Source organism: Actinomycetota bacterium (assembly GCA_030682655.1).
Taxonomy (GTDB): Bacteria; Actinomycetota; Coriobacteriia; order Anaerosomatales; family JAUXNU01; genus JAUXNU01.
In genome coordinates this window covers 1-6987 of the sequence record JAUXNU010000055.1, presented here as the reverse complement: position 1 = coordinate 6987, position 6987 = coordinate 1, and the positions used below count along the sequence as shown (strand labels likewise).

General features: G+C 61.8%; 6 protein-coding genes. 4 read left to right on the top strand and 2 right to left on the bottom strand.

Annotated features, from left to right (window positions below; genetic code table 11):
• Positions 1-293: 293 nt before the first annotated feature.
• From Q8K99_03410 to Q8K99_03395, 4 genes are all read left to right on the top strand, one after another.
• The gene (locus Q8K99_03410) at positions 294-1142 is read left to right on the top strand and encodes a type IV toxin-antitoxin system AbiEi family antitoxin domain-containing protein (GenBank protein ID MDP2181596.1); all 849 of its coding nucleotides are present in this window, start codon (positions 294-296) and stop codon (positions 1140-1142) included.
• Positions 1143-1167: 25 nt separating this feature from the next.
• The gene (locus tag Q8K99_03405) at positions 1168-1977 is read left to right on the top strand and encodes a nucleotidyl transferase AbiEii/AbiGii toxin family protein (GenBank protein ID MDP2181595.1); all 810 of its coding nucleotides are present in this window, start codon (positions 1168-1170) and stop codon (positions 1975-1977) included.
• Between the two features lie 313 nt (positions 1978-2290).
• Positions 2291-3451, top strand: a complete 1161-nt coding sequence (locus tag Q8K99_03400; protein MDP2181594.1) for an ATP-binding protein — start codon at positions 2291-2293, stop codon at positions 3449-3451.
• A 271-nt stretch (positions 3452-3722) separates the two neighbouring features.
• Positions 3723-5201, top strand: coding sequence for a SpoIIE family protein phosphatase (locus Q8K99_03395; protein MDP2181593.1), 1479 nt, complete (start codon positions 3723-3725; stop codon positions 5199-5201).
• Positions 5202-5245: 44 nt separating this feature from the next.
• Here the strand turns inward: Q8K99_03395 and istB are convergent, their stop codons facing one another.
• Both istB and Q8K99_03385 read right to left on the bottom strand, forming a co-directional pair.
• The gene (gene istB, locus Q8K99_03390) at positions 5246-5995 is read right to left on the bottom strand and encodes an IS21-like element helper ATPase IstB (protein ID MDP2181592.1); all 750 of its coding nucleotides are present in this window, start codon (positions 5993-5995) and stop codon (positions 5246-5248) included.
• 14 nt (positions 5996-6009) lie between these two features.
• Positions 6010-6987, bottom strand: a 978-nt coding sequence (locus Q8K99_03385) for an IS21 family transposase (GenBank protein ID MDP2181591.1), incomplete at its 5' end; no start/stop codon positions are given.

Here is a 6987-nt window from a genome sequence, read left to right as displayed (position 1 = left end):
CCGTTACAGTGTTCGGCTTGCGGCGTTACCGTGTTCGGCTTCGGCAAGAACGGTGTTCGACTTCGACCGGAATACGCATGTGGATGAATGGGGTCAGGAACTCGCCGACTGGGCGCGCAGGAACATGGGTCCGCGATGGACACCGGAATCATTCGACGCCGCATTGATCCAAGACCGCTTGTCTAGAACGTGGCGAGGACCGCGAAAGTAGCCTTGCTCAAGGTGGCGAGGCGGGAGATTGGTCTTGACAGCGTTATGTCCGGTGTATACAATCTCTCTTAATAGGAGAGATAATGTACACGACACATAACGAGCTGATGACCAGACTATCAAAGACCCTAGGACAGACCGAAGCGAAGTTCCTGGCTGATTTGGCATCCCAGGACAAGCAGGTCTTCACCACTGAGGATGCTCGATTGGTGGCAGGGACCTCTGAGCATGCGGTTGATCTCCTTATCGCCAAGCTCATCAAGAAGAAGTGGCTCATCCGTCTGAACCGCGGTGTCTACCTCATCGTGCCGCTCTCGGCAGGCGAGGAAGCGGAGTACTCCGAGAACTGGTTCGTGGTCGCCAAGTACCTGATCGAACCGGCCGACTACTATCTCTCGCACTTCTCGGGACTAGAGATCCACGAGATGACGACCAATCCGGTCTTGACCGTGTATGTCTCAACTCCAGTGCGCCGGATAGAGAAGAAGATCGCCGGCGCTACTTATCGCTTCGTCACCACGAAGCCAGCAGACATGTGGGGGAGCGAAGCAGCCTGGGTGACTCCAACTCAGAAAGTACTTGTCTCCAACCTTGAGCGCACCATCGTTGATTGTCTGGATCGCCCGGACCTCTCGGGTGGCGTCATCGAGGTCGCCAGAGGCATCTGGGCCAAACGCGACGAGATCGATTTCGACAGGCTCAGTAGCTACGTAACCCGACTCGGCCGCAAGAGTGTCGCCAAGCGCCTGGGCTTTCTCCTTGAGACCTTCGAACTCGGCACTCCCAAGCTACGTGAAGAACTCCAAGGACTCGTGTCGGCGAGCTACACCCTCTTTGACCCCACACTTCCCGATGAAGGACGTCATCGTAGGAAGTGGCGAGTCAGGGTCAACTTGAGCCCCGATGAGCTCAGGGCGGCCGTAACAACATGATGAAGATGATTAGGAAGAACCACCCATGATCACCCAAAGAGAGATATCGCAAGTCGCCCACAGAGAGCAGATGAGCGACCGGGTCATTGAGAAGGACTATGTCCTGACCTGGTTGCTCTTCGGGTTGGCGAGTTCGCCGCTTCGCGAGCACCTGGCCTTCAAAGGCGGCACCGCTCTCAAGAAGATCTACTTTCCGGACTACCGATACTCCGAGGACCTCGACTTTACGGTTGTCGGCACGGTTGAACCGGGCACGGTCCTCTCCATCGTCGATGAGACCCTGAGGCGTCTTTCCACAGGAGAAGGCTTTCAGTTCGAGATGCCAGAGCGACGGATCGAACGACGGGCCGACAGCCTCACGGTGTATGTGAGCTTCGTGGGGCCCCTTCAAGCTCGTCTTGGCAGCCGAGACGTCAAAGTCGACTTCACGGTTACCGAACGACTGGTCTTCCCGGTCGTGAACAAGCCGGTCATTTCCAGCTACAGCGATCGGATTGATCGTGAGATCGGGTCTTACGCCCTTGAAGAGATCCTGACCGAGAAGCTCTGCGCCGTGATTGGCCGCACTGAACCCAGGGATGTTTATGACCTTCACTTCCTGATGGGACGATCCGAGATCGACTTCCCGCAGATTCCCTCCGCCTTTGCCGAGAAAGCGAACTCGAAGAGTGTTGAGCCTGCTCGGTTGGGAGAGGCTCTCGGACGACCTGGACTTGCGAGAATGTGGGAGACTCGACTGGTGCATCAGGTCAAGGAACTGCCGCATCTGGAACAGGTGCTTCGCGAGCTCAAGCGCAAACTCAAAGAGCACGGTCTGCTCGAGCTTCAAGCTTGAAGAGAAGGCCAGGACTTGGTATAACCTGTAAGTTCGGTGATCACGCTTCCATCGTGCGAGCACAGGCCTCGAGAGCCTGAATCAGTTTGGGTGTGTTCGTATAGCGTACGATCACGTCGACCAGCACTTGACAGAGCACACAGTGTGGCGCCGCCGCACGTGCTCTTCGTGCCGAAGCGGGACGGCGTTTGCCGTCCCGCTTCGCGCGTCAGGGGTTCCTGCGAGGGATTACGCTGCTTCCGCTCCGGAGAGCGCGTCCCCTAACCATGCAAATATAACATTGGGCTTCACGATTTCATGGTACACTGCGCACATGATCGCTCGCTCAGACATACTCGACTCAATGCAAAGGGCACTTCGGCGCGCCCCGGTGGTCGTGTTGTCCGGCCCGCGCCAGTGCGGCAAGACCACGCTCGCGCGGGAACTGCTGAGCCCCGAGTCGGTGAACTACTTCGATCTGGAAGACCCCACGAGCATCGCGCGACTGGACGCGCCGATGACCGCACTCGCGCCACTTCAGGGGCTTGTGGTGATCGATGAGGTGCAGCGGCGTCCCGATCTCTTCCCGGTGCTGCGAGTCCTCGCCGACCGACAGCCGTCAACTGCGAGTTTCCTGATACTCGGTAGCGCATCGGGGGAGTTGGAGCGACAGAGTTCGGAGAGCCTCGCCGGTCGTGTCGAGCGCATCGAGATTGGCGGCTTCTCGCTGTCTGAAGTTGGCGCGGATGACCAGGAGAAGCTCTGGGTGCGTGGTGGCTTCCCGCGTTCCTTCCTGGCCACCACAGAGGTCGACAGTCTCTCTTGGCGTCGCCAGTTCATCCAAACGCTACTTGAGCGCGATCTGCCTCAATGGGGCGTGAGCGTTCCAGCGACCTCACTTCGGCGGCTATGGACGATCGTTGCGCACTACCACGGTCAGACCTGGAACGCGAGTGATGCAGCGCGAACCTTGGATGTCAGTCAGCCGACCATCCGACGCTACCTCGATCTGCTTACCGACGCGCTCGTTGTTCGGCAGCTCCAGCCCTACTACGCCAACCTGAAGAAGCGCCAGGTGAAGTCCGCCAAGGTCTATGTGAGAGACAGCGGAGTACTCCATCAGTTGCTCGGCATCGCTGCGCAGAAGGACCTGCTTGAGCACCCAAAGGTCGGCGCATCATGGGAGGGCTTTGTCATCGAGCAACTCATTGCCGATGAATCGCACGAAGGCGTCTGGTTCTGGGCCACGCACCAAGGCGCAGAGATGGACTTGGTTCTTCGCCGCGGGGCGCGTCTACTTGGAGTTGAGATCAAGCGCACTGATGCCCCGAGGATCACCGCGTCGGTTCGAATAGGGCTGGAAGACCTCGGGCTCGATCGGGTGGCGATCGTCTATCCGGGCACCAGGCGATATCCACTCGCCGAGAACATCGAAGCCGTCCCAGTGAGTGACCTGGCCGCTCACCCGGGCACCCTGTTCGGTCCCGATTCCTGAGTTGCCGCGGTAACAAAACGCGTCCACTAAGCCCGACCATCGCACTGAACGCGGGGCACCTCCGGGTGCCCCGTTTGCGTCTGTGGGCTGGGAGGGGGAAAGTGCAGGGGCCGTGTCCGCACGAAAACTGGAGTTAGCATCGCGTTGCTGGAAGAGGCCAGCGCACGAGCGGTCGTGGTGGAGGTTCCCGCGCCAGCTTCACGGTTCTCACATGGTTCCATCGCGAAGCAGGATCGAACGTGACGTTGCTCTTTGCCGAGGAGGATCTCTCATGGAGCCAGCCGCTCAAGCACCGCAGGACAGTCGCCCTGGTGTTCTCAGCGTGCTGAAGGACACCCTTGCCCTCATTGAAGCCCTCCCGCTGGGCATCATCATCGCCGATAGAGACGGCCAGATCGTCGAGAGGAATGGCGAGGCCGAAAGAATCTGGGGTGGCCCAATACCCACGGGAGCCAGCGTGTCAGAGTACGCTTTGTACCGCGGCTGGCTGGCGGAAACGGGGGACGAGTTGAAGCCCGAAGATTGGGCACTCGCTCGGGCCGTATCGACCGGTATCGTCTCGGCCTCGCAAGTCGTAGACATCCAGCGGATGGACGGAACGCGCGGCACGATACTGAACGCAGCCGTGCCGATCCGCGACCATTCCGGCGATATCGTCGGCGGTCTGGCTGCCTTCCAGGACGTCACGGAACAGCGGGGGCGGGAGAGGCTGTCCAGGGCTCTTGCAGAGATCGAGGCCGTCGTTGCGTCGGAACAGGATGTCGAGGACGTTCTCGATCGCGTGCTGGCCGAGACGTCGCGAGCCATCCACGCCGACTCCGCTGTGATCTACACCCGTCGGGCTGGCCTCTGGGTCGTGCAGAGAACGTACGGACGGTTGAAAGAGCTGATCGGACGGGCCTTTACCAATGAGGAAGTTTGGTACGCACAGGAGGAAGAGCGGACAAGCCAACTCGTTGCGATACCGGATACGTCTAAGGATGTTCGAGTCAATAGGGCGCTCGCCGAACGGTACGGCGTCGGCGCCCTCATCGACGGTGCGATCTTCCTGCGTGGGGAACTCGTCGGGGACCTGAGCTTCCACTACAACGAGCCGCGAGCGAGCTTCTCGCAAGCCGAGCTGGACTTCGTAAGGGACGTTGCGTTTGCGGTCAGCCAATCGCTGAAGACGGCGGCGCTGTTCCAAGGTGAGAGAGTAGTCGCAAACGCGATGCAGCGCGCGCTGCTGCAGCTGCCGGAGGGCGTCCGCGGCATCGACTATGTCGCCAGCTACACGTCGGCATCTGAGATCGCCGAGATTGGTGGTGATTTCTACGACCTACTGCCCCTGCCCGATCGGCGGGTCGCGATCGTGATCGGAGACGTATCGGGCCGCGCCCTGGAAGCAGCACGATTGATGATGACGGTGAAGCATGCGATTCGCGCCTACGCCTTCGACGGACAGCGACCAGCCGACACACTCCGAAAGGCGAACGAGCTGCTTGCGGCTGTCACCGCGTGCGACATCTTCTCCACGGTGTTCCTCGGCGTGCTCGACACCGACTCGGGCGTTCTCACCTACTGCAGTGCTGGGCATCCGCCTGCCTTCTTGCGTCGACGGAGTGGTGAACTCGTTCGCTTGGCGGTGCAGTCGCCGCTGCTGGGCGGTCTTCCGGGATTCGACTACGTTCAGGCTGCGCATTCCAGTGAATCCGGACACCCGTACCGGTTGAAGCCGGACACCGTTCCAGTCGAAACCGGACGGGGCTGAGTCAAGCGACGCGTTGTGTCTGTCAGAGTGGCGAGTGTCCGGCTTCAGGTCAACTTTCTGGGGCGTTTGGGGGTTTCTCTGCGCATCGACCCTCCCTTCAGCTCGATCCTGACCGAGCGGTGCACGAGCCGGTCGAGAAGCGCGTCGGCGACGCTGGGGTCGGTGATCAGGTGGTGCCACTCGGAGACCGGCAGCTGGCTTCCCACGATGGTGGAGGAGCGTCCGGTCCGGTCGTCGATGACGTCCATGAGGTCGGAGGCGGCCTGTGCCTCGATCGCTGCCAGTCCCCAGTCGTCGAGGATCAACAGCTCGACCCGCGCGAGCCTGTCGACGGCCTTGAGGTAGCTCCCGTCGGCTCGGGCCAGTGAGAGCTCGAAGATCAGGCGGCCCACCCTCTTGTAGAGCGCGGTGTGTCCGCGGCGACACGCCCGATCCGCGATCGCGCAGGCCAGGTAGGTCTTGCCGAGTCCCGTGGCGCCGGTGACGATGACGTTGCCGGCGCCTCTCAGGAACGAGAGCTCGGCCAGGTCGGCCACCACCGCGCGGTCCAATCCCCTGGCCGCGGTGAAGTCGATCTCCTCGATGGACGCGTCGACCTTCAGGCCCGCGTTCTTCAGGCGCCTGGCGAGGCGTCCCTCCTCGCGCAAGGCCCACTGGTGCTCGACCACGAGGCCGAACCTCTCGGCGAATCCCAGGGCCGGGTCCCCGCTGCGTGCAAGCTCGGTGGAGTACGCCTCGGCCATGGCGCCGAGGCGCATGTCGTAGAGTCTCTCGATCGTGAGTGCTGTGTTCATGGTGTGTCTCCTTCTCAGACGTAGTAGTCAGAACCGCGCAGGTTGTCGTGGTCGGGCACCGGAGGCGGCGTCGGTGGTGCGGGAAGCGGCACGGTGTCCAGTCCTTTCTCCAGGATCGATCTCACGGACTGGTAGCGGTCCGCGCCACACGTGAGCGCTCGCTCACAGGCGGCCTCCACACGGGCATCGCCGTACTTGCGCCCCAGGTTGAGGAGCCCCATGCAGTTGCGGAAGCCGATCTCGGGGTGGGCGCGGGTCTCCATGATCCTTCTGGCGAACGCGGCAGCCGCCGGTCCGGTGGCCGCCGCCCACTTCTCGATGCGCTCGGGTGTCCACTCGGCGTGTGCGCGATGCGACGAGGGCATGTGGTCGGATGTCGTGGAGAAACCGCCGCGTATGTGGCTTCTGACGTGCAGCGCCACTCTCTCGCCCTTGTGGTAGATCTCGGCGGTGCGCTCGTCGATGAAGACCTCGACCGTCTCGCTTATGAGGTGGTAGGGCACCGAGTAGCGGTGGCGGGCGACCTCGACGTGGTAGTCGATGCCCACCTTGGCGCTCTTGTGCCGGCGGTAGCGGTATGGGTGCTCGGGCAGTGGGCGCAGGAGCGCGGCCTCGTGCTCGTCAAAGACGCTTCGCCTGGAGCCGGAAAGCTTCTTGAACGGGCGGTCGTTCAAGATCTCGAGCAGTCTCGCGATCTCGACGTTGAGCTCTGAGAGCGAGAAGAAGGTGCGCTTGCGGAGCGGGGCCAGGATCAGACGGTAGGCGTGGAGCACACCGGCCTCGACCTTGGCCTTGTCCCGGGGCTTGCGCACGCGGGCGGGAAGGATCGCCGTCCCGTAGTGGGTCGCCAGGTCGGCGTAGTCGGTGTTGATGTCGGGGTCGTAGCGGTCGGCGCGCGTCACGCCGGTTCTCAGATTATCCGGGACCAGGAGAGCGCTCGATCCGCCCATGTAGGTGAACGCGTTGACGTGCCCGGCCAAGAACGCTTCGGT